We start from the raw sequence: 21,371 nt of genomic DNA on the forward strand, positions 1-21,371 counted from the left end.
GGGGCTCACGACTCGTCGTACTGGAAGACGTTGTCGAGGGGCTGGGCGAAGATGCGGGCGATCTGGAAGGCCAGCTCCAGCGTCGGCGAGTAACGGCCCTGTTCGATCGCGATCACGGTCTGCCGGGTCACGCCCAGCTTGCCGGCCAGGTCGGCCTGGGTCATGCCGGTGGCGGCCCGCAGCGTACGGATCCGGTTGGTGACCTTGGTGGGTTTCGGCGCCATCGGGGTCAGTAGCCCCGCCGGTAGAGCCGGATCTTGATGACCCCTTCGGCGACCGCGGCCACGAAGCCGGCGAGGAAGGCCAGGTTGCCGATCCAGAAGTAGTCCGCGCCGAGCGAGGCCAGCACGGCGACGCCGCCGATCCCGGTGCCCAGGATCGGGGTGGCGAGCCGGCCGCCCCGCCGGCTGATCTCCCGGTCCCGCACGTCGATGTCGACGCCGTCCTTCGACTCGTCGCCGCGGCGGATCACGACCACGACCTCGGTCACGATCGCGAAGATGATCGTGGCGACCAGGGCGACGAGCACCGAGAAGAACAGCGGCGGCACCCAGACGATCTCGGCGACCGGGGTGCGGAACAGCTCGGGCACGATGTACACGTAGTACAGCAGCGCGGACACCCCCATCGTCACCAGGCCGACCCAGACCTGGCGCTCCTCTCTCGTGGTGTAGAGCGGCTCGTCCTCGGCCATGTCCATCACGCCTCCCGAGTCAAAAATGTTTGACATCTCGACGGTAGGCCCATGACATGATGGAAGTCAAACTTCTTTGACATGTGAGTTGACCCCGGATTTGGGGAAGGACAGGCGCATGCATGTGTCGCTCGACCACCGGGACGGCGCGACCGTGGTGACGGTCCGGGGCGATCTCGACCTGGACAGCGCGCCGCAGCTCGCCGAGGGCCTGGCCGCCGCGCTCGATCGGCCGGCCCCGCGGGTGGTCGTCGACCTGTCCGGCGTGGAGTTCTGCGACTCGATCGGGCTGAGCACGTTCGTGGTCGGGCACCGCCGGGCCGAGGCGGCCGGCGGCTGGTTGCGGCTGGCCGCGCCGGGCGAGTTCCTGGAGCGGCTGCTCGACACGCTCGGGATCGCCGGCCGGCTCGGCGTCCACCCGACCGTGGCGGACGCCCTGGCCGGCCGCAACGCCGACTAGTCGGCAGCGGGTGGCGGAACCGTCACCGTGGTCTTCACGGTGGCCCGGTTCAGGTCGTCGACCCGGATGGTGAACGCGATCTCGTACGTCCCGGGCAGCGGGAACGACACCGACCCGAGCGCGTGGTGCGGCGGGTTCAGCCCGAGCAGCGGCTCCTTCACCGCCTCCAGGCCCTGGCCCATCAGCTGCGTGCTGATCTGCCACTCGGCCGGCGGCAGCGGCTTGCCCTCCGGCGTGTAGAGGAACGCGTGCACGGTGTTGTACTCGCCCAGTTCCACCGGATAGATGTTGAACTGCAGCGTGTAGAGCGGGCAGGTCAGCGTCTCGGACACCCCGTTGCCGGTGACCGCGCCGGCCTCGGCCCCGGCCGTCCGCCCCGGGTTGACCTGCACCAGGACCGCGCTCAGGCCGAGGATCAGCACGGTCGCGGCGACCTCGATGCCGACCGTGCGGCGCAGCCCGGTGCCCGGGCTCGACCGCCGGACGAACCGGCGCGCGACCGCCGCGGCGCCCAGCACCAGCACCAGGACGCCGAGCTTGGCCAGCAGCAGCCGCCCGTAGTCGGTCCGGATCAGCTGGCTCACCGTCCCGACCTGAACCACCGCCTGCACGGTTCCGGCGATCGCCAGCCACAGCACGGAGAGCGCGGCCCACCGGGACCAGACCGGCAGCAGCACGCCGAGCACCCGGCGGTCGGTGCCGCGCAGCAGGAAGGCGGCGAGGGTGATCAGGCCGCCGAGCCAGAGCGCCATCGTCGCCAGGTGCACGATGTCGACGGCGACCGTGATGACCGGCATCGGGCTGGCGATCGCGTGCCCGGTCAGCGGCCAGGTCGCCAGCCCGGCGGTGCCCAGCACCAGGACCAGCGCGGTCCGGACCCGGCTCAGGGGCAGATCTTTCAAGAGCAGAAAGAGAATTATCAGTACGCCGAGCCGCGCCAGCAGCGTCACCCCGAACCGGCTGGTCGCCACCTCGGCCAGCTCACCGGGGGTGACCTGCCACAGCGCGGCGCCACTGCCCTGCTGCGCCTGCGTGCCGAGCCCGCCCAGCGCCGAGAGCGCGGCCAGCCCGAAGCCCACCCGGATCAGCCGGAGCACCCCGGTCCGGGAGCGCCGGCGCGGCCAGAGGAACGCCAGGAACATCGCCGGGCCGACGATCAGCGTCAAACCGGCGTACCCAAGAAATCGAAGGGTGGGGACAGCGGCCCGGACCGAGGGATGGGTGCCGGTGGCCTCGGCGGCCGTCGGCCGCGCCGAGGGCGCGCCGACCGAGAAGGTGATCGCGCCGCCGACCGGATGGCTGTCCGCGGAGATCACCCGGAAGCTGATCAGATACGTGCCGAGCGGGTGCTTCGCGGTCCGGATCGGGATGTGCAGCACCGCGCCGCCGGCCGTGGCCAGGCCGGAGATGCGCTCGCCGTCCGGCGCGACGACCTGGATGTGCCCGCTGACCGGCGTGATCGACTCACTGAACGTGACCGTCACCTCGGTCGGTGAGGTGCCCACCACACTGCCCGGCGCGGGGGTGGAGCCGACGGTCGCGGCGTGCGCGAAGGCCGGCGCCGGCAGGGCCAGCGAGACTCCCAGCGCGAGCAAGAGCAGCACGAACAAGCGCGGAAGTTTCCCGGTCACGCAGGATAGTTCGGATGGTGGTGCGGAAAGGTTCAAGGCGTCCCGTCCTGGATACGATCCGGGAACATCCTTCAGGAGGCCAAGATGTCCGTCCACTCCCGTGCCGGTCAGCCGGCCGAGCCGTCCGATCTGATCGACGTGCCGAGGGTCGTCTCGCGGTACTACACCGGGCACCCGGACCCGTCCGACCCGGGTCAGCGCGTCGCGTTCGGCACGTCCGGGCATCGCGGGTCGAGCCTGCGGACCGCGTTCAACGAGGACCACATCGCCGCGACCAGCCAGGCGATCGTCGAGTACCGGCGGGAGCAGGGCACCACCGGCCCGCTCTTCCTGGGGCGGGACACGCACGCGCTGAGCGAGCCGGCGCAGGTCACCGCGCTGGAGGTGTTCGCCGCCAACGACGTGACCGTGCTGATCGACAGCCGGGACGGCTACACGCCGACCCCGGCGGTTTCCCACGCTATTCTCGTCTATAACGCGAAAAATGCGGTCAAAGCGGACGGGGTTGTGGTCACGCCGTCGCACAACCCGCCGGACGACGGCGGCTTCAAGTACAACCCACCGAACGGCGGCCCGGCCGACACCGACGCCACCAAGTGGATCCAGGACCGGGCCAACGCCCTGATCGCCGACGGCCTCAAGGGCGTCCGAAGGACAACCACAAAAGCCGAAAAATACGACTTCCTGGGTACGTACGTCGACGACCTCCCCGCCGTGATCGACATCGACGCGATCCGCGCGGCCGGGGTCCGGATCGGCGCCGACCCGCTCGGCGGGGCGAGCGTCGCCTACTGGGGTGAGATCGCCGACCGGCACCGCCTCGACCTGACCGTGGTGAACCCGGTGGTCGACCCGACCTTCGGCTTCATGACCCTGGACTGGGACGGCAAGATCCGGATGGACTGCTCGTCGCCGTACGCGATGGCGTCGCTGATCGCCCAGAAGGACCGTTTCCAGATCGCCACCGGCAACGACGCGGACGCCGACCGGCACGGCATCGTCACGCCGGACGGCGGCCTGATGAACCCGAACCACTACCTCGCCGTCGCCATCGACTACCTGTACCGGCACCGCTCCGGCTGGCCGGGCGCCGCCGGGATCGGCAAGACCCTGGTCTCCTCCTCGATGATCGACCGGGTCGCCGCCGAGCTCGGCCGGACCCTGGTCGAGGTGCCGGTCGGCTTCAAGTGGTTCGTGCCCGGCCTGATCGACGGCTCGATCGGCTTCGGCGGCGAGGAGAGCGCCGGCGCGTCGTTCCTGCGCCGCGACGGCTCGGTGTGGAGCACCGACAAGGACGGGATCATCCTCGACCTGCTCGCCTCGGAGATCATCGCGGTGACCGGGAAGACGCCGAGCGAGCACTACCGCGAGCTGACCGCGAAGTTCGGCGCCCCGGCGTACGCCCGGATCGACGCCCCGGCCACCCGCGAGGAGAAGGCCGTTCTCGGCAAGCTCTCCCCGGAGCAGGTGACCGCGAAGGAGCTGGCCGGCGAGCCGATCACCGCGGTGCTGACCAGCGCGCCCGGCAACGGCGCGGCGATCGGCGGCCTCAAGGTGGTGACCGGTTCCGGCTGGTTCGCCGCCCGCCCGTCCGGCACCGAGGACGTCTACAAGATCTACGCCGAGTCGTTCCACGGCCCGGACCATCTGACCCGGATCCAGGAGGAGGCCCGCGCGGTCGTCTCGGCGGCTTTGCAGCCCTGAAAATTCGCTCAGGAACCGTCGGGCCGGGCCGACTGGTGAGTCATCATGAGCGCACATGACACCGCCGGTGACCGGCGCCGGCCCGGCGGGCTCGTTCCCGCCGCGGTCGCGCTGGTCGCCACCACGTGGGTGCTGGTCTGGCTGCTGACCGGCGCCCACGGCGGCCTGTACCTGGGCTTCGCCGGCGGTCCGGTGGCGATGGGCGCGGCGCTGGCCGGCAGCCGCCTGATCAGCCGGCAGGCGCACCTGTCCGGGCCGGTGCGCTCGTTCTGGCGGCTGCTGCAGTACGCCAGCGGGTGCCTGCTGACCGCCGCGGTCGTCTCGGTCCTGCGGGCCAACAACAACACCGGGCTGTCGCCGTACGTCGGTCTCCCGATGCTGGTCGGCGTCGCGATCCTGATGACCGCGTTCATCCGCCTGCCGTTCGGCGAGCGCACCGCGCTCGGCTGGATCCGGGCGCTGCTGGACGGCGCCACCGTCGCCGTCGCCAGCACGCTGATCTTCTGGTACGTCGTCCTCGACCTCGCCCCGCCCGGCACCTCGCTGGTCGCCCGGATCGCCGCCGCGGTCGTCGGGGTCAGCGGCGTCCTGCTGCTCGTGGTGATCGGCAAGGCCGCGGCCGCGCCGGAGACCCCGGTGCACCCCACGTCGCTGCGCGTGCTCACCATCGCGCCGCTGGTCGACGCGGCCGGCAGCACCCTGCTGATCGCCGGTGGCGAATGGGGCCGCCTCGCGCTGTCGGTGCTCGCGCTCCCGCTGGTCGGCGTCTCGGTGGCCGGTGCCGCCTACCTGCAGCAGCGCGCCTTCGGCAACCCGCCGGCGAAGGTCACCGGCGCGGCCGGCCGCTCGCTCTTCAACCTGCTGCCGTTCGTCGCGGTGACCGCCACCGCGATCCTGGTGATCAGCGTCAGCACCCAGGACATGAGCTCCCGGCAGCGCACCGTGATCATCGGCGCGGTGCTGATCGCCGGGTTCGTGGTCGCCCGCCAGCTGCTCAGCCTGCGGGAGAACACCGTCGCCCTGCGCGGCATCCGTAGGCAGCAGGCCGAGCTGGAACGGCTGGCGCTCAGCGACACGCTGACCGGCCTGCCGAACCGCACCCGGTTCGCGGTCGCCCTGGGCGAGCGGATCGTCGCCCGGGAGCCGTCCAGCGCGCTGCTGATCGACGTCGACGACTTCAAGATGATCAACGACACGCTCGGCCCGGCCGCCGGTGACCAGCTGCTCTACCAGGTCTCCCAGCGGCTCCGCGAACACTGCCGGCCCGGCGAGCTGCCGGCCCGGCTCGGCGGCGACGAGTTCGCCGTGCTGCTGCCGCTGGACGACCCGGCCGGGGCCGAGGCCGCCGCGGCCCGCCTGCTGGCCGGCATCGGCCGGCCGTTCCAGGTCGGCGACCAGCAGCTGCTGCTGCACGCCAGCGTCGGCATCGCGATCGCCGCCGACGGCGAGACCGCCGACGAGGTACAGCGCAACGCGGACATCGCGATGTACGCCGCGAAGGAGTCCGGCAAGGCGTCCTGGGTCCGCTTCGAGCCGAAGATGCGTCAGGACCTGGCGCACCACGCCCGGCTGTCCGGCGAGCTGCACACCGCGATCGTCCGCGGCGAACTGCGCCTGGTCTACCAGCCGGTCTTCGACCTGCACACCGGCCTGCTCGCCGGCGCCGAGGCGCTGGTCCGCTGGCAGCACCCGGAGCGCGGCTTCGTCTCGCCCGGCGACTTCATCCCGGCCGCCGAACGCTCCGGGCTGATCGTCCCGCTCGGCTCCTGGGTGCTGCGCGAGGCCTGCGCCCAGCTGGCCCGCTGGCGCGCCGAGTTCGGCGACGGCGCGGTCGAGGCGATCAACGTCAACGTCGCGGTCCGCCAGCTGCGCGAGTCCGGCTTCGTCGACGAGGTCGCCGCGGTGCTCAGCGAGACCGGGCTGACCAGCCAGAACCTGATCCTCGAGGTCACCGAGTCGTCGGTGGTCGACGGCTGGCAGGTCCGCGCGACCCTGCAGGCGCTACACGAGATGGGCGTCAAACTGGCCCTCGACGACTTCGGCACCGGCCAGTCCTCGCTGAGCCTGCTGCGCGCCTTCCCGGTCGACGTCCTCAAACTCGACAAGTCGTTCGTCGACGGCATCGCCGAGGGCGCCGACCGCGGCCGCCTCGCGGTGGCCGCCGCGGTCGCCCAGCTCGCCGAGTACCTGCAGCTCAAGGTGGTCGCCGAGGGCATCGAGAACGAGGAGCAGCGGGACCGGCTGGTGGAGATGGGCTACCGCTACGGCCAGGGCTACCTGATGGCCAAACCCCTCCCGGCCCAGGAATGCGCCAAACTCATGGCTCCGGCCCCGCCAAACCCCGATTCGGACGTACGCCCTCAGTCGCGCGTGCCGTCGATCGCCAGCTGAAGTGACGCGTCGGTGTAGTTGGCGCCGAAGAACGTCTCCATCTCGAGGTTGGGGAGATGGCCGGCGTCCAGCTCGCGGCGGGAGTGGCCGAACGCGAACCGGACGTGGGTCTCGACGAATGTCCCCTGCTCGGCCGGCCCGCTCGTCCCGTCGGCGGTGTCGATCGAGTACTCCACCTGCAGGAGCGGGCGCCGGCGGGTCAGCGCGGCGATCCAGCTGGTGGGTTCGAGCTCCCAGACGGAACGCACCGGGCGGTCGGCGCCCATCTGCCCGGAGCGGGCATCCTGCAGCAGCCGGCCCGGGCGGAGGCGGTCCGCGAAGGCGGTGGCGAGCACCACACTGGCGCGAACGGTGTTCACCCTCCCGGCCGGAACGTTGACCAGGAAGTTCACCTGGGTCTGCTGCCCCGGGTCGAGGACGAATCCGGCCTGCAGGATGTCGAACCCGGTCTCGATCAGGGATTCGGAGCGGGGCATCTCGTAGCGTGCGCTCCACAGACTCGTGGCGACCTCGCCGGCGATCGGCCACTCCTGCTGGGTGCGGGTCTCGCGGGGCTCCGACGCACTCCCCATGAGCGCGTAGCGCGAACCCATCACGACAAGTGACTTCTTGCCGATGTTCGCGATGTCCGCCCGCACCTCGACGACCCGGTAGCCGGCGCCGTCCGGCCCGGTGCGCTCGGCCACCACCGCCAGGCGGAGCTTGATGTCGAGCACCTGGGCGTCGGTGACCGGCTGGTACGCGCCGACGACCAGGCTCATCAGCGGAACGGCCGCGGTGGCCGTGGCGGCGACGACGGCGGCCAGCACGGTCTCCGAGGGCCGGCCGCCGCTCGGTCGCCGGCCCCGGGCGAGCGTGGCGATCGCGGCGGCGGCGGGCGCGGCGGAGGCCAGCAGCCACAGCGCCGCCCGCGGGGCCTGGTCGAAGCCGGTCTGCACCGCGGCCAGCAGGAACCCGGGCATCGCTCCGGTCGCGAAGCCGAGCGTCGCCAATCCGGCCCGGTCCTGCCGGACGAGGATCATCGCGGTCAGGTTCGCCAGGCCGGCGAAGAGGATGGCGACGCCGAGCAGCCGTTCCGCGGGACGGTAGGCCAGCAGGGCGTCGTGGCCGCCGAGCAGCAGTGAGCCCGCCGCCGTCAGTGCCACCGCGACCATCAGCGTGACGAGACCCCAGCGAACCGGCCGGATCCGGGCCGGTTCACTGATGACCAGCTGGTTCATGGGAGAAGTGTGGCCGCGGCCGATCCGCCCGCGGGCTCGGACGGTGCGCGGTCCGTCCCTCGGGTGATCAGTCGTGGACGGTGAGGGTGGCGAGGCCGGCGACGGCTTCCAGGTCGATGCCGGAGGTGCCGGACCAGTCGTTGGCGGTGAACGAGCGGCCCGGGGCGATGCCCTTGTGGGTGGTGCCGTCCAGGGTGACCTGGCCGGCGCCGGACTGGACGCGGACCCGGACCGGGGTGGTGCCGGCCAGGGTCACCTGGAACTGGTCGACGCCGCCGGTCATCCGGACCGGGAGCAGGCCGTGCGGGTCCGGGAGGAGCAGGTCGATCCGGCTGGCGCCGCCGTTCAGGTCCAGGGCGGCCAGGTCGGCGCCGGTCAGGTCGAGGCGGGACTGGGCGGTGCCGCCGTCCAGGCGCAGGGACCAGCGGACCGCCGAGCTCAGCTGGACGGTGACCGCCGCCGAGCCGCCGCTGCCGTCCGAGCGCAGGCTCAGCTTGACCGCGCCGTCGCGCTGCTCGGCGGACGGGGTGAGGCCGCTGTTCGCCGGGGTGCTCACCCGGAACAGGTCGTCGCCCAGGTCGGCGGCGGTGAGCTGGATCAGGGTGGCGCTGTCCAGGATGTCGAAGGACGCGGTGTCCAGGCCGCCGCGGGCGCCGGTCACCGTGCGGCCGGACCCGGCGGCGTCGTCGTTGCCCGCGTTGTCGTTGCCGTTCGCGTGGCCGGCCGTCGCCGCCTCGGTGGGGCGGGCCGTCGCGGCGGCCGCCGATGGGTCCGGTCTGCCGCGCGGGACCAGCAGGAACGCGGCGATCAGGCCGGCCAGGCCGGCGAACGCGGCGATCGCGATCAGCACCGGGCGGCGGCGCCGTGCGGCCGGCGGCGCCGGCTCGGTCTCCGGCGGCGCGCTCCAGCCGGGCAGCGGGTACGCCGAGGTGAACGCGGGGTCGTCGAACGGGTCGGTGGCCGGCGGGTAGGGCCCGCCGGAGATCGGGGTGAAGCCGGTCGGGTCGGTGTCCTCCTCGGCGAACCCGGCCGGGTCCGGCGCCGGCCACTCGCCGGTCGCCTCCAGCGTGGGCCGGCCCCCGGAGCGGATCGTGGGCCGGCCGGCGGGCAGCGACGTGTCCCGGCCGGCCGAGAAGAGCGTGGGCCGGTTGACCGGGAACGGCACGAAGGGGTCCGCGGGGTCCTCGACGGGGAGCAGCGCGAAGGAGTCGGCCGGGGCCGGCGCGAGGTCCTCGACCGGGAGCTGCGCGTAGTGCTCGGGGGAGAGCGGCGCCGGGTGCTCGGCGGCGCTCGACGGGGCGGGCGCGGGGTGGTCGGGGGAGAACGGCGCGGGATCCTCGGCGGAGAACGGCTCCGACGGCCGGGCCGGGAACAGCTCGGGGACCGGGTGGGTGCCCGGAGCGAACGCGACCGGCTGATCACCTTCGGTCGGAGTGGTGCCGGACGGAACCTCGCTCATCGTGCCTCCCGGGCCCGTTGTCCTGGTGATGACTACGGACGCCGGGCCCCGGCGGATGGGTCCGGCGTCCAGTGGTTTGCGGACGCGCGGCTCAGGTCGTACCCAATAATGGTCTTGAATGTGAAACGCCCCGGTCGCGGGGACCGGGGCGAATCGGGGAACAGCGCAGGTCAGGCGTCGACCTCGGCGCGGTCGTCGGTCGCCCACAGGGTGTGGAACGAGCCGTCCCGGTCGATCCGGTGGTACGTGTGGGCGCCGAAGAAGTCCCGCTGGCCCTGGATCAGCGCGGCCGGCAGGCGCTTGGCGCGCAGGCCGTCGTAGTAGGCCAGCGCGGACGCGAAGCCCGGGGCGGGGATGCCCTGCTGGGCGGCGGTGACCACGACCCGGCGCCAGGCGTCCTGCGCCCCGCTGACCGCGTCCAGGAAGTAGTCGTCGACCAGCAGCGTGGTCAGCGACTCGTTCTTGTCGTAGGCCTGCTTGATGAAGTCCAGGAACTTGGCCCGGATAATGCAGCCGGCCCGCCAGATCTTGGCCATCGCGCCCGGGTCGATCGACCAGTCGTACTCCTTGCTGGCCGCCTGGATCTGCTGGAAGCCCTGCGCGTACGCGACGATCTTGGAGGCGAACAGCGCCTGCTCGACGTCCGCGCGCAGGTCGCCGCCGACGTGCTCGGCGCCGGCCGACGGGCCCGGGAGCCCGGCGTCGGCGGCCGCCTTGCGGACGTCCGCCCCACCGGAGAGCGCACGGGCGAAAACGGACTCGGCGATGCCGCTGACCGGCACCCCCAGGTCCAGCGCCGCCTGCACGGTCCAGCGGCCGGTGCCCTTCTGCTCGGCCTGGTCCAGCACGATGTCGACGAACGGCTTGCCGGTCGCGGCGTCGTTCTGCTTGAGCACCTCGGCGGTGATCTCGATCAGGTACGACCCGAGCCGGCCCTCGTTCCACTCGCCGAACGTGGTGGCGATCTCCGTCGGGGACAGCCCGCCGACCTGGCGGAGCAGGTCGTACGCCTCGGCGATGAGCTGCATGTCGGCGTACTCGATGCCGTTGTGCACCATCTTGACGAAGTGGCCGGCGCCGTCCGGGCCGACGTGCGTGCAGCACGGCTCGCCGTCGACCTTGGCCGAGATGTCCTCGAGCAGCGGGCCGAGCGCGTCGTACGACTCCTTCGGGCCACCCGGCATGATGCTCGGGCCGTGCAGCGCGCCCTCCTCGCCGCCGGACACGCCCATGCCCACGAAGTGCAGGCCCTTGGCCTTGAGCGCGGCCTCCCGGCGACGGGTGTCCGCGAAGTGCGCGTTGCCCGCGTCGATCAGCATGTCGCCCTCCTCCAGGAGGGGGGCGAACTCGTCGATCACGGCGTCGGTGGCCGGACCGGCCTTCACCATGATCACGACGCGGCGCGGGCGCTCCAGGCTCTGCACGAAGTCCTCGGCGGTCTCCGCCGGCAGGAAGGTGCCCTCGTGCCCGAACTCCTCGACCAGCTCCTTGGTGCGGCCGTAGGAGCGGTTGTGCACCGCCACGGTGTGCCCGTGCCGGGCGAAGTTACGGGCCAGGTTGCGACCCATCACCGCCAGGCCGGTGACCCCGATCTGCGCCTTCTGCGACATTCCTGCGTCCTCTCATAACCGGCCCGTAACGGGCCCCGCATTCATTTCTACGGGATCGGGCGGGCTGTGGTTCGATCACGTCCAAGTAGTGAACATGCCGGGGCGGGGCGAAACGCGGCGGAGATCCGCGCGGCGGTACGCTTCGTGCCATGTCGTTCCGGGCCGTGCCGTCATCCGGTCGAGTCTGACATGCGCCGGGGCGAGATCTGGACCATCGGCGACCGCTCCGACCTGCGATACCGCGTGTTGGTGCTCTCGGCGGACAGTTACAACGAGCGGGACAACGCGTCACCGTACTGCGCCCCGATCGTACGCCAGCGGGGGGTCACCGAGTTGCCACCGTTCGCGGTCGCCCTCACCGAGCAGGACCCGATCACCGGCGTCGTGGTGGTCAACCGGATGCGCCGGCTGCCGGCCACCACCGGCGCCGAGCGGATCGGCATGGTGACCGGGGCGAGCATGGCCCGGCTGACCGAGGCCGTGCGGGACCTGTTCGAGCTCTGAAGTCAGGTTTGGACGCCGATCTATCCTTTCGATCGCCCGAAAGCCTTACGCCCGACCGGGTGACCTGTGCGATGAACGGTGCAGTCGGGGGATGCGACCGCCCGACGCGCTGGCGTAAGCAGGAACCCGTAGGCCGGACGGGGAGGCGTTTTCAGTGGGTGGTCAGGCGTTTGCGGAGGCACTCAGCGATCGACGGGCCAGGATGGACGCCGTGGTCGAACGGGCGGTCGGGCTGCTGGCCGGCCGGGCCCGGTGCCGGGTCGCGGACGCGTATCGGCACCTTTTCCGGATCGCCGCCGAGCAGGACAGCGCTCCGGAGGACGTGGCCGGCCGGGTGATCCGGCTGCTCGACGGCACGGACGCGCCGCCGTCGCCGTTCGCCGGCGGCGACCTGGTCGTCGACCGGCTGGCCGCGGTGGAGGAGCTGGCCGCGCTCGGCTGGGGGGAGTGGGACCTGGTCACCGGCGAGGTCTACTGGTCGCCGCAGCTGTACCGGATCTACCAGCGGGACCCGGCGCTCGGCCCGATGACGGCGGCCGAGGGGAAACGGGCCGGCGACGGCGACCTGTCGCTGCGCGAGGCCGCGCTCGCCGCGGCCCACGGGCGGGACCGGATCGAGCTGGTCACCCGGGTCCGGATCGGCGGGCGGGTCCGGCGGCTGCGGACCGTCGCGACCACCGTGCGCGACGGCGACGGCCGCCCGGTGCGCCTGTTCGGCATCGTGCAGGACGTCACCGGGCAGCCGGTCAGCGCGGAACGGCTGGCCGAGGTCGAGCAGAAGCTGGACGAGCAGCGCCGGGCCGCGGCCGCCGAGCACAACCTGACCCTGCGCCTGCAGGAGATCATCCTGCCGATCCCGGACGAGCCGATCGAGCTGCCCGGGCTCAAGGCCGCGGTCCGCTACCTGCCGGCCGGGCAGGAGACGATGGTCGGCGGCGACTGGTACCACGCGGCCGCCCTGCGCGACGGGACCGTGCTGCTCGCCGTCGGGGACGTGGCCGGTCACGGCACCCAGGCGGCCAGCAACATGGCCCAGCTGCGGCACGCCCTGCGCGCGCTGACCGTGGTCGACAGCGACCCGGCCACCCTGCTCGGGCACCTCAACCGGCTCACCTGCGAGCTGGAGCGGGAGACCCCGGAGCTGACCGCGACCGCGGTGATCGCCCGGTTCTTCCCGCAGCGGCAGGAGCTGGTCTGGGCGCAGGCCGGGCACCCGCCGCCGCTGCTCTGCCGCAACGGCCGGACCGCGACGCTGACCCGCCCGTCCGGGCCGATGCTCGGCGTGGTCGAGGACGCCCGCTACCGCTCCGAGGTGATCGGCTTCCTCCCCGGCGACGTGCTGCTGCTCTACACCGACGGGCTGGTCGAGCACCGCGGCCAGGGCCTGGACACCGGGCTGGACGCGGTGATCGCCGCGGTCGACGACGCCGTGCGCACCGCGCCGCACCAGCCGCTCGCCGAGCTGGTCGGCCGGTTGCGGCGGGCCAACCCGGACGACGACACGTGCATCCTGGCCGCCCGCCCGTCCACCGGCGGCACCCGGGATCTGCGCCACCTGATGACCCGCCCATAACCGCGTTACGTGTTGCTCCCACGCCCTACCGTCGTCGGCAGTCACCAGGCGGACCTCGGGAGTGGACAGTGCCACGACTAGCCACACCGGATCTCTACCGCGTCGTCGCCGCGGCCCTGATCGTGCTCGGGCTCGCGCTCGGCGGGACGGCGCTGGCCACCGTCCAGCACCGGGCCGCGCTGACCCGGGACATCACCGAGGTGAGCGGGCCGCTGAGCGTCGGCGCGCAGGAGCTGTACCGATCACTGTCGGACGCGGACGCGACCGCGGCGACGGCGTTCCTGACCAACGGCGCCGAGCCGCCGGTGCTGCGCCAGCGCTACCTGGACGACCTCGCCCGGGCCGCCGCCGCGCTGACCGTGGCGACCCGGGACGCCGACGACGCCGACGCGGCCCGGCTCGCGGTGCTCACCGATCGGCTGCCGGTCTACACCGGGCTGGTCGAGACGGCCCGGTCGTACAACCGGCTCGGGGTCCCGCTCGGTGGGGCCTACCTGCGGGAGGCCTCCGCGCTGATGCGGCAGACGCTGCTGCCCCAGGCGGCCGGGCTGTTCACCGCGGCGCAGGCCCGGCTGAGCGACGCGCAGCGCGGGGCGTCCGGGTTCGCCTGGCCGATCGTGGTGCTCGGGCTGCTCCTGGTGGCCGGGCTGATCGCCGCGCAGGTGCTGGTCGCCCGGCGTACCCATCGGGTGTTCAATGTCGGTCTGGTGGCCGGCAGCCTGGTCGCGCTGATCGTGCTGGCCTGGTCGTCGGCCGCGCTGGGCGTCACGGCCGGCCGGGTGGACGTCGGGCGGACGCAGGGCTCGGTCCTGGTCGACGTGCTCGCCGGCGCGCGCCGGGCGGCCCTGCAGGCCCGCGCCGACGAGTCGCTCACGCTGGTCGCCCGGGGCGGCGGGGCGACCTTCGAGAAGGACTACGGCGCGGTGGTCCAGCAGCTGACCGCGCTGCTCGAGCGGGCCGCCCACGACGCGCCGGCCGCCGACCGGCCGGTCATCCTCGCGGCCGGCGCGCACGCGGCCCGGTGGAACGGGCTGCACGCCGAGCTGCGGGCGCTGGACGACAAGGGCGACTACCTGGCGGCGGTGGCGAAGGCGACCGCGACCGGCCCGGCCGACTCCGCCGCGGTCTTCGCCGACCTGGACGCCGCGCTGACCACCGCGCTGGCCACCGCCAACCACCGGGTCGAGGGGCAGGACGGGCTCGGCGTGCGCGCCCTGACCGCCCTGGAGGTCGCGTTGCTGCTGCTCACCGTGGGCCTGCTCGCCGCGGTCGTCCTCGGGTTCCGGCCCCGGATCGGAGAATACCGATGAAACGCGTCGCCGCCCTGCTCGTCCTGGTCACCCTGCTCGCCGGGTGCGCTTCCGAAGATCAACCCCAGGCTTCGACGTACGGCGGGAAAGCCGCCCTCCCGGTGCCGGAGAACGTCCAGGACCCCGCCGAGGTGCCGAAGCCCGGCCCGGCCCCGGACTGCGTACCCCGCGCCAGCCTGCGCCCGTCCGGTGCGCTGCCCGCCCCGGGGAAGATGCCGGCGAAGAGCACGATGGCCAGGATCGCCGCGCGTGGCCGGCTGATCGTCGGCGTCGACCAGAACGCGTACCTGTTCGGCTTCCGCGACCCGGCCAGCGGCGACCTGGTCGGCTTCGAGATCGACCTGGCCCACGAGATGTCCCGGGCGATCTTCGGCGACCCGGACAAGGTCCAGTTCCAGGCGATCACCACGGCCGACCGGATCCCGGTGCTCCAGGACGGCCGGGTCGACATGGTGATCCGGACCATGACGATGACCTGCGAGCGCTGGCAGCAGGTGTCGTTCTCCAGCGAGTACCTGGCGTCGCACCAGCGGCTGCTGGTCCGCCGCGGCTCCGGCGTCAAGGAGTTCGGCGACCTGGGCGGCCGCAAGGTCTGCGCGACCCGGGGCAGCACCAGCATCCGGACCATCGCGGCGCAGCCCTCGAAGCCGATCGCGGTCGCCACCGACAGCACCCTGGACTGCCTGGTGATGCTCCAGCAGGGCCAGGTCGACGCGGTGTCCACCATCGACGTGCTGCTCGCCGGGCTCGCCGCGCAGGACCCGACGACCGAGGTGACCGGTGAGTTCGTCTCCGACGAGCCGTCCGGGATCGGCATCGCCAAGGACTCGCCCGACCTGGTCCGCTTCGTCAACGGGGTGCTGGAGAAGCTCCGCGCGGACGGCACCTGGACCCGGAGCTACCAGCACTGGCTCACCGCCCTCGGCCCGGCCCCGGCACCCCCGAAGCCGGTCTACCGCGACTGACCGGGCTCAGCAGGCTTTCGTCAGGTGGACCAGGGTCAGGTCGGGGCGGACCTGTTCGCGGTGCGTCTCCTCGTAGCCGTGACGTTCGTAGAGGCGGATGTTGGCGCTGCTCAGGTGGCCGGTGAACAGGGCGAGCCACTCGGCCCGGCCGGCCGCGGCGGTCTCGATCGCGGCCAGCAGGCGGGTGCCGATGCCACGGCCCCGCAGGTCCGGGGCGACCACCAGGCGGCCGATGCGCAGCACCGAGCCGTCCACCCGGCCGCGGACCGCGCCGACGATCCGGTGCCCGAGAACCGCCTTCAGCGCCAGGTCGCCGGTCAGCTCCGCGGTCAGATCGGGCAGCGACTGGGTCAGGGCCGGGAGGTGCGGATCGTCGTACAACTGGGCCTCGGCGACGTAGGCCGCCAGCTGCAGGGTGAAGATCTCCCCGGCGTCGGCCGGCGTCGCGGGGCCGATCTCGATTCCGTCCATCCGTCCATCATTCGCCGAGACCGGCGGCGTTTGGCAGGATGTCGCGAGTGCAACCCTCGGTCTCGTGCGTTTTCCTCTGCCACGACGGCGCCGGCCGGATCCTGCTGGCCCGGCGGTCCGCCCGGGCCCGCGACGAGCCGGGCGCCTGGGACTGCGGGGCGGGCGCGCTCGAGTTCGGCGAGACGTTCGAGGCGGCGGTCACCCGCGAGGTGATCGAGGAGTACGTCGCCGCGCCGCGGGAGATCGTCCAGCTGGGCGTGCGGAACGTGCTGCGCGTGGATCCGCCGTCGCACTGGGTCGCGGTGATCTTCGCGGTCCGGGTCGACCCGGCCGAGGTACGGATCGGCGAGCCCGACAAGTTCGACGACCTCACCTGGTGCACCCCGGACCGGCTGCCGTCCCCGGCGCACTCCCAGCTCGCCGGCACCCTCGCGCTGTTCCCGGTGGATTAGCCTCGTCGTCGATGGACGTGGAGCTGCGGCTGCTGTCGCGGGTGCGGCACGGCGGGACGGAGATCAGCGGGGCCCGGCTGGCCGGCCTGCTGGCGCTGCTCGCCGGGGACCTCGCGGCCGGGTGCGGGGCCGGGCGGCTGATCGCCGAGCTGTGGCCGGACGAGCAGCCCGAGCATCCGGCCAAGGCGCTGCAGACCCTGGTGGCGCGGGCCCGGGCGCGGCTCGGCGCCGGCGTCATCGTGAGCACGGCGACCGGGTACCGGCTGGCGCTGGACGCCGAGCGGGTGGACTCGTCGGCGGTGCTGCTGCGCGCGGCGGCGAGCGAGCGGCACGCCCGGGCCGGGGAGCACGGGCGGGCGCTGGCCGAGGCCGAGGCGGGGCTGGCGCTGTTCGAGGGCGACGAGGGCGGGGGAGACGGGCCGCTCGGCGACCTGCGGGCGGCGCGGGCGTCCACCCGGGGTGAGCTGCGGCGGGCGCGGGCCCTCGCGCTGGGGCGACTGGGGCGCGGCGAAGAGGCACTGGGGGCGCTCGCGGCGCTCGCGGCGGATCGGCCCCGGGACGAGGAAGTGCTGCTGGAGCTGCTGCGCGCGGAGGCGGCGACCCGGGGGCCCCGGGGCCGCGCTGGGCCGGTACGACGAGTACCGGCGCGGGCTGCGCGACGACCTGGGCACCGAGCCCGGGGCGGCGCTCCGGGCCGCGCACCGGGACCTGCTGCTCAGCGCCGCGCCGGTGGTCCGCCAGGGGCTGCGGTACGAGCCGAACGAACTGCTCGGGCGGGACGACGACGTGCGGGTGGTGGGGGGCTTGGTCCGTACCGCAAGGGTGGTCTCGATCGTCGGGGCCGGAGGCCTCGGAAAGACCCGCCTGGCGCAGGCGGTCGGCCGCCGCGCCGCGCACCGCCTGGTCTTCTTCGTCGAGCTCGCGGGCGTCAGCCGGGACCGGGACGTGCTCGCCGAGGTCGCCTCGGCGCTCGGCGTGAACGAGGCGGCCGGCCTGGTCGACGGGGTGATCGGCGCGCTCGACCCGGGGCCGGCGCTGCTGATCCTGGACAACTGCGAGCAGGTGATCGGCGGCGTCGCCGCGCTGGTGCGGGCCCTGGTCGCGCGCAGCGCCGGGACGACCGTCCTGACCACCGGCCGGGCGCCGCTCGGGCTCACCTCGGAGTCGGTCCACCCGCTGCCGGAGCTGGACCTGGACACGACCGTGGAGCTGTTCACCCAGCGGGCCCGGGCCGCGCGGCCCGGCGCCGACCTGCCGGCCGGGACGGTCCGGGAGTTGTGCCGCGGCCTGGACGGGCTGCCGCTCGCCGTGGAGCTCGCCGCCGCCCGGATCCGGGTGATGTCGCCGGCCGAGATCGCCCGGCGCCTCGACGACCGGTTCGCGCTGCTCCGGGGCAACGGGCGGGACGCGCCGGAACGGCATCGCACGCTGCACGCGGTCATCGAGTGGAGCTGGCACCTGCTCGAACCGGACGGGCGGGCCGCCCTGCGCGCCCTGTCGATCTTCCCGGGCGGGTTCACCGCCGACGTGGTCGGCGACGACGCGGTGCTCACCCAACTGGTCGACCAGTCGCTGGTCAAGGTGGTGGACGGCCCGGCCGGGACGCGGTTCCGGATGCTGGAGACGGTCCGCGAGTTCTGCGCGGCGCGGCGGGACGAGGCCGGCGAGACCGGGGCGGCGACCGAGCGGTTCCTGACCTGGGCGCGGGCGCTCGGCAGCCGGGACCTCGGCGACGACCTGATCACGACGGTCGAGGCGATCCGCGCCGAGCAGGACAACCTGGTCCGGGCGCTGCGCTGGGCGCTGGACCGGGCGGACGCCGCCACGGTCGCCGCGGCCGCGTCGCTGCTCGGCACGCTGTGGCTCACCGACTCGAACATCAACCGGCTGATCGGGCTCGCCGAGGAGGTGCCGGACCTGCTGGTGCGGTTCCGGCCCGGCCCGGAACTGGTCGAGGCGACCCGGGCGGCGGCCGTCTGGTGCGCGATGATCACGTTCGTGATCCGCGGGCCGCGGCCGGTCCGGGCCCTGGCCGTGCTGCGCCGGCTGCCGCCGCCCGCCCCCGGCACGATGGTCGGCGCCGCGCAGACGGTGCTCTGCGCCGACGATCCGGACACGCTGCTGGACAGCCCGGATCCGGCGGTCGCCGGGCTGGCCTGCTACGCGCTCAGCTATCGGCTGGAGACCGCGAACGACCTGGACGGGGCGCTGCGGGCGGCCCGCCGGATGCTCGATCACCTGGGGGCCGGGGATCCGTGGCTGCGGGCGTTCGCGCACTCGCGGGTCGGGGAGCTGTGCCTGCAGTCGGCGCCCGGCGAGGAGGCGTTCCGGCATCTCGACGCGGCGTTGTCGATCATGGAGGGGCTCGGGGCGTGGGCCAGCGCGGGGCGGGCCCGGTGGGCGATCGTCCTCGCCGACCTGCAACGGGGGGCGTTCGACCGGGCCGAGGAGGGGCTGGAGCGGCTGAGTCGCGGGGTGCTCGGTGAGGAGGCCGGGCGGATGCGGTTCGAGCTGTGCGGGCGGGCGGAGATCCTGCTCGGGCGGGGGGACGTCGACGGGGGACTGCGGGTGTGGCGGGAGGCCGCCGGTGGGCTGCGGTCGGCCGAGGGGCTGTGGGAGAGCGAGATCCTGGCGGTGACGGTGATCGCGCACTGCCGGTACGGGCGGCTCGATCTTGTCGCCGATCTCGCGGAGGAGTTGCCCGGGCGGGTGCGGGGGATGCTGGCCGGGGCGCCTCCGGTGGCGTTCCGGGTGTGCGGGGTGCTGCTGGTGGCGCTGGGGATGGTCGCGTCGGTGCGGGAGCCCGGGGCGGGGCGGGAGCTGATCGACCTCGCCCGACATTTCGGATATTCAGCGACTTTTCAGTCCGTTTCCGAAGCGATCGACGCTTTCCCGGGCCCGGCGTCGCCGGCCGACCCCGGCACGCCCAGCCCGGCACGGCTGGCTGACCCCGGCACGCCCAGCCCGGCGTCGGCCGCCGACCCGGGCGGGTCCAGCCCGGCGTCGCTCGCCGGCCTGGACCACGACGGCCTGCGCGCCGCCGCCCTCGCCCTGGTCGAAATCCCCAAAAACGCTCTTTAATCCGGATCCCGCCGGAACAGCAGCCGCGCCCACAGATAGCCCCCACCCGCCATCCCCAGACACCACAGCACAGCCACCCCGCCGTCCCCCACCGAACCCCCGAGCAACAGCCCCCGCAACGTATCGATGACCGGCGTGAACGGCTCGTGCCCCGCGAACCACCGCACCGCCCCCGACATCGCCCCCGGCTGCACGAAGGCGCTGCTCAGAAACGGCAGCAACTGCACGACCAGGGTGAACGGCGCCACCCCCTCCGCGGTCCTCGCGGCCAGCCCGACGGCCACCGCGATCCAGGTCAGCCCCACGGTGAACACCGCGAGCAGCCCTGCCGCCCCGAGCCACCGCACCGGGTCCCCGTCGCCCCGGAAGCCGAGACCGGCCGCCACGACCACCACCAGCCCGGCGCTGACCAGCGTGCGGGCGGTCGACCCGAGCACGTGCCCGGTCAGCACCGCGGTCCGGGCGATGTTCATCGTCCGGAACCGGTTGATGATCCCCGCGGTCATGTCCCGGTTGACGGCGAGGGCGGTGGTCGTCGCCCCGTACCCGACCGTCATCACCAGCACCCCGGCGACCACGTAGTCGATGTACCCGCCGGCCGGCCCGCCCACGTCCAGCGAGCCGCCGAACACCTCGACGAAGAGCAGCAGCAGGATCACCGGCAGCCCGACGGTCATGATGATCGCGCCCGGGTTCCGGGACGTGTGCCGGACGTTGCGCCGCAGCATCGTCATCGCGTCGCTCATCGGGCCGTCTCCGTCCGGGTCAGGGCCAGGAACACGTCGTCCAGGTCGGGCGAGTGCACGGACAACCCGGCCACCTCGATCCCGGCGGCGTCCAGCTCGCGCAGCGCCTGGACCCCGCCCCGGTGCGCGACCCGCAGCTCCAGCGTCTCGTCGTCCCGGGCCGATCCCGGGAACAGGTCCGCCGCCGCGTCCAGCGCCGCGACCTCGAAGAACTCCAGCCGTACGTGCCCACCCGGCACACCCCGCTTGAGCTCGGCCGGGGTCCCGGTGGCGACCAGCCGCCCGCCGTCCAGCACGGCGACCCGGTCGGCCAGCTGATCGGCCTCCTCCAGGTACTGCGTGGTCAGGAAGATCGTGACGCCGTCGGCCACCAGGTCGCGGACGGTCTGCCAGAGCATCCGGCGTCCGCGCGGGTCGAGTCCGGTGGTCGGCTCGTCCAGGAAGATCAGCCGGGGTCGCCCGACCAGCGTCATCGCCAGGTCGAGCCGCCGCCGCATCCCGCCGGAGTAGGTCGCCGCCGTCCGCCCGGCCGCCTCCACCAGGTCGAACCGTTCGAGCAGCTCGCTGACCCGGGCCTGCTTGACCGCCCGGTCCAGGTGGTGCAGGTCGGCCATCAGGGCCAGGTTCTCGGCGCCGGTCAGCAGGTCGTCGACCGCCGAGAACTGGCCGGTCACGCCGATCAGGGCGCGGACCGCCGCCGGTTCGCGCACCGGGTCGTGACCGCCGACGCGCACCTCGCCGCCGTCGAACCCGATCAGCGTCGACAGGATCCGGACCGCCGTGGTCTTGCCCGCGCCGTTCGGGCCGAGCAGGGCAAACGTCGTACCCTCGGGAATCTCGAAATCGATCCCGTCGAGCACCGTCGTGCCGCCGAAGGACTTGCGCAGCCCGCGGACCGCGACCGCTGTGCCATCCATGCCTTCCCCCTCATCACCGTGACCGTCGGGGGAGAGCGTGCGCGGGGCCGGCTTCACGCCGGTGTCGGCACGGCTTCACGGCGGTCCCGAGATCCCCGTCACTGCGGCGCGAGATCGACGGTGACCAGCGGCTATCGTCACGCGCGCATACCTGCGGGGGGCGGTCGGCACACCGGTCGCGCC

Annotated in this window: 18 protein-coding genes and 1 pseudogene; 10 read left to right on the plus strand and 9 right to left on the minus strand. The window is 73.4% G+C overall.

Annotated features, from left to right (window positions below; translation table 11 throughout):
- Positions 1-5 precede the first annotated feature (5 nt).
- Complete coding sequence (locus tag L3i22_RS15340) at positions 6-224, minus strand: helix-turn-helix transcriptional regulator (protein WP_221327636.1); 219 nt, start codon at positions 222-224, stop codon at positions 6-8.
- Positions 225-229: 5 nt separating this feature from the next.
- Positions 230-700 carry a hypothetical protein gene (locus L3i22_RS15345; RefSeq protein WP_221327637.1) on the minus strand — a complete coding sequence of 157 codons (471 nt, stop codon included), beginning with the start codon at positions 698-700 and terminating at the stop codon, positions 230-232.
- A gap of 112 nt (positions 701-812) precedes the next feature.
- Between L3i22_RS15345 and L3i22_RS15350 the strand changes: the two genes are divergently transcribed.
- Complete coding sequence (locus L3i22_RS15350; RefSeq protein WP_221327638.1) at positions 813-1,154, plus strand: STAS domain-containing protein; 342 nt, start codon at positions 813-815, stop codon at positions 1,152-1,154.
- Here the strand turns inward: L3i22_RS15350 and L3i22_RS15355 are convergent.
- Entirely contained in the window at positions 1,151-2,758 is a 1,608-nt protein-coding gene (locus L3i22_RS15355; RefSeq protein WP_255658675.1) for a copper resistance CopC/CopD family protein, read from the minus strand. The two genes, L3i22_RS15350 and L3i22_RS15355, sit on opposite strands and share 4 nt — an antisense overlap.
- Positions 2,759-2,869: 111 nt before the next feature.
- On the opposite strand from L3i22_RS15355, the gene pgm reads away from it, so the two are divergent.
- Both pgm and L3i22_RS15365 read left to right on the plus strand, forming a co-directional pair.
- Positions 2,870-4,489 carry a phosphoglucomutase (alpha-D-glucose-1,6-bisphosphate-dependent) gene (gene pgm / locus L3i22_RS15360; protein WP_221327640.1) on the plus strand — a complete coding sequence of 540 codons (1,620 nt, stop codon included), beginning with the start codon at positions 2,870-2,872 and terminating at the stop codon, positions 4,487-4,489.
- Positions 4,490-4,534: 45 nt separating this feature from the next.
- On the plus strand, positions 4,535-6,880 hold the full coding sequence (locus tag L3i22_RS15365; RefSeq protein ID WP_221327641.1) for a bifunctional diguanylate cyclase/phosphodiesterase: 2,346 nt from the start codon (positions 4,535-4,537) through the stop codon (positions 6,878-6,880).
- Here the strand turns inward: L3i22_RS15365 and L3i22_RS15370 are convergent.
- The 3 genes from L3i22_RS15370 to gndA all read right to left on the minus strand — a co-directional run bounded on the left by L3i22_RS15370 (position 6,850) and on the right by gndA (position 11,169).
- The gene (locus L3i22_RS15370) at positions 6,850-8,100 is read right to left on the minus strand and encodes a hypothetical protein (protein WP_221327642.1); all 1,251 of its coding nucleotides are present in this window, start codon (positions 8,098-8,100) and stop codon (positions 6,850-6,852) included. The genes L3i22_RS15365 and L3i22_RS15370 overlap by 31 nt on opposite strands.
- Before the next feature lie 67 nt (positions 8,101-8,167).
- Positions 8,168-9,559, minus strand: coding sequence for a hypothetical protein (locus tag L3i22_RS15375; protein WP_221327643.1), 1,392 nt, complete (start codon positions 9,557-9,559; stop codon positions 8,168-8,170).
- A 170-nt stretch (positions 9,560-9,729) separates the two neighbouring features.
- Complete coding sequence (gene gndA, locus L3i22_RS15380; RefSeq protein ID WP_221327644.1) at positions 9,730-11,169, minus strand: NADP-dependent phosphogluconate dehydrogenase; 1,440 nt, start codon at positions 11,167-11,169, stop codon at positions 9,730-9,732.
- Positions 11,170-11,358: 189 nt separating this feature from the next.
- Here gndA and L3i22_RS15385 point away from each other — a divergent pair, with 189 nt between their 5' ends.
- The 4 genes from L3i22_RS15385 to L3i22_RS15400 all read left to right on the plus strand — a co-directional run bounded on the left by L3i22_RS15385 (position 11,359) and on the right by L3i22_RS15400 (position 15,521).
- The gene (locus L3i22_RS15385; protein ID WP_221327645.1) at positions 11,359-11,673 is read left to right on the plus strand and encodes a type II toxin-antitoxin system PemK/MazF family toxin; all 315 of its coding nucleotides are present in this window, start codon (positions 11,359-11,361) and stop codon (positions 11,671-11,673) included.
- 202 nt (positions 11,674-11,875) lie between these two features.
- Entirely contained in the window at positions 11,876-13,246 is a 1,371-nt protein-coding gene (locus tag L3i22_RS15390) for a PP2C family protein-serine/threonine phosphatase (RefSeq protein ID WP_221327646.1), read from the plus strand.
- A gap of 68 nt (positions 13,247-13,314) precedes the next feature.
- On the plus strand, positions 13,315-14,556 hold the full coding sequence (locus L3i22_RS15395) for a hypothetical protein (protein ID WP_221327647.1): 1,242 nt from the start codon (positions 13,315-13,317) through the stop codon (positions 14,554-14,556).
- Complete coding sequence (locus L3i22_RS15400) at positions 14,553-15,521, plus strand: glutamate ABC transporter substrate-binding protein (RefSeq protein WP_221327648.1); 969 nt, start codon at positions 14,553-14,555, stop codon at positions 15,519-15,521. The genes L3i22_RS15395 and L3i22_RS15400 overlap by 4 nt, the downstream gene beginning before the upstream one ends.
- A gap of 6 nt (positions 15,522-15,527) precedes the next feature.
- Here L3i22_RS15400 and L3i22_RS15405 read toward each other — a convergent pair whose 3' ends face one another.
- Positions 15,528-15,992: a GNAT family N-acetyltransferase gene (locus L3i22_RS15405; RefSeq protein ID WP_221327649.1), complete on the minus strand. Its 465-nt coding sequence runs from the start codon at positions 15,990-15,992 to the stop codon at positions 15,528-15,530.
- A gap of 47 nt (positions 15,993-16,039) precedes the next feature.
- Here L3i22_RS15405 and L3i22_RS15410 point away from each other — a divergent pair, with 47 nt between their 5' ends.
- From L3i22_RS15410 to L3i22_RS15415, 3 genes and pseudogenes are all read left to right on the plus strand, one after another.
- A complete protein-coding gene (locus tag L3i22_RS15410; RefSeq protein WP_221327650.1) occupies positions 16,040-16,444 on the plus strand; it encodes an NUDIX domain-containing protein in 405 nt (134 codons plus the stop codon).
- A gap of 11 nt (positions 16,445-16,455) precedes the next feature.
- A pseudogene (locus tag L3i22_RS53480) lies at positions 16,456-16,980 on the plus strand (AfsR/SARP family transcriptional regulator); the annotation flags it as partial.
- A complete protein-coding gene (locus L3i22_RS15415; RefSeq protein ID WP_255658258.1) occupies positions 16,904-19,525 on the plus strand; it encodes a BTAD domain-containing putative transcriptional regulator in 2,622 nt (873 codons plus the stop codon). The pseudogene L3i22_RS53480 and the gene L3i22_RS15415, both read left to right, overlap by 77 nt.
- Here the strand turns inward: L3i22_RS15415 and L3i22_RS15420 are convergent.
- Both L3i22_RS15420 and L3i22_RS15425 read right to left on the minus strand, forming a co-directional pair.
- On the minus strand, positions 19,522-20,271 hold the full coding sequence (locus L3i22_RS15420; RefSeq protein WP_221327651.1) for an ABC transporter permease: 750 nt from the start codon (positions 20,269-20,271) through the stop codon (positions 19,522-19,524). The genes L3i22_RS15415 and L3i22_RS15420 overlap by 4 nt on opposite strands.
- The gene (locus tag L3i22_RS15425) at positions 20,268-21,188 is read right to left on the minus strand and encodes an ATP-binding cassette domain-containing protein (protein WP_221327652.1); all 921 of its coding nucleotides are present in this window, start codon (positions 21,186-21,188) and stop codon (positions 20,268-20,270) included. The genes L3i22_RS15420 and L3i22_RS15425 overlap by 4 nt, the downstream gene beginning before the upstream one ends.
- Between the last annotated feature and the right edge of the window lie 183 nt (positions 21,189-21,371).

Source organism: Actinoplanes sp. L3-i22, from assembly GCF_019704555.1.
Taxonomy (GTDB): domain Bacteria; phylum Actinomycetota; class Actinomycetes; order Mycobacteriales; family Micromonosporaceae; genus Actinoplanes.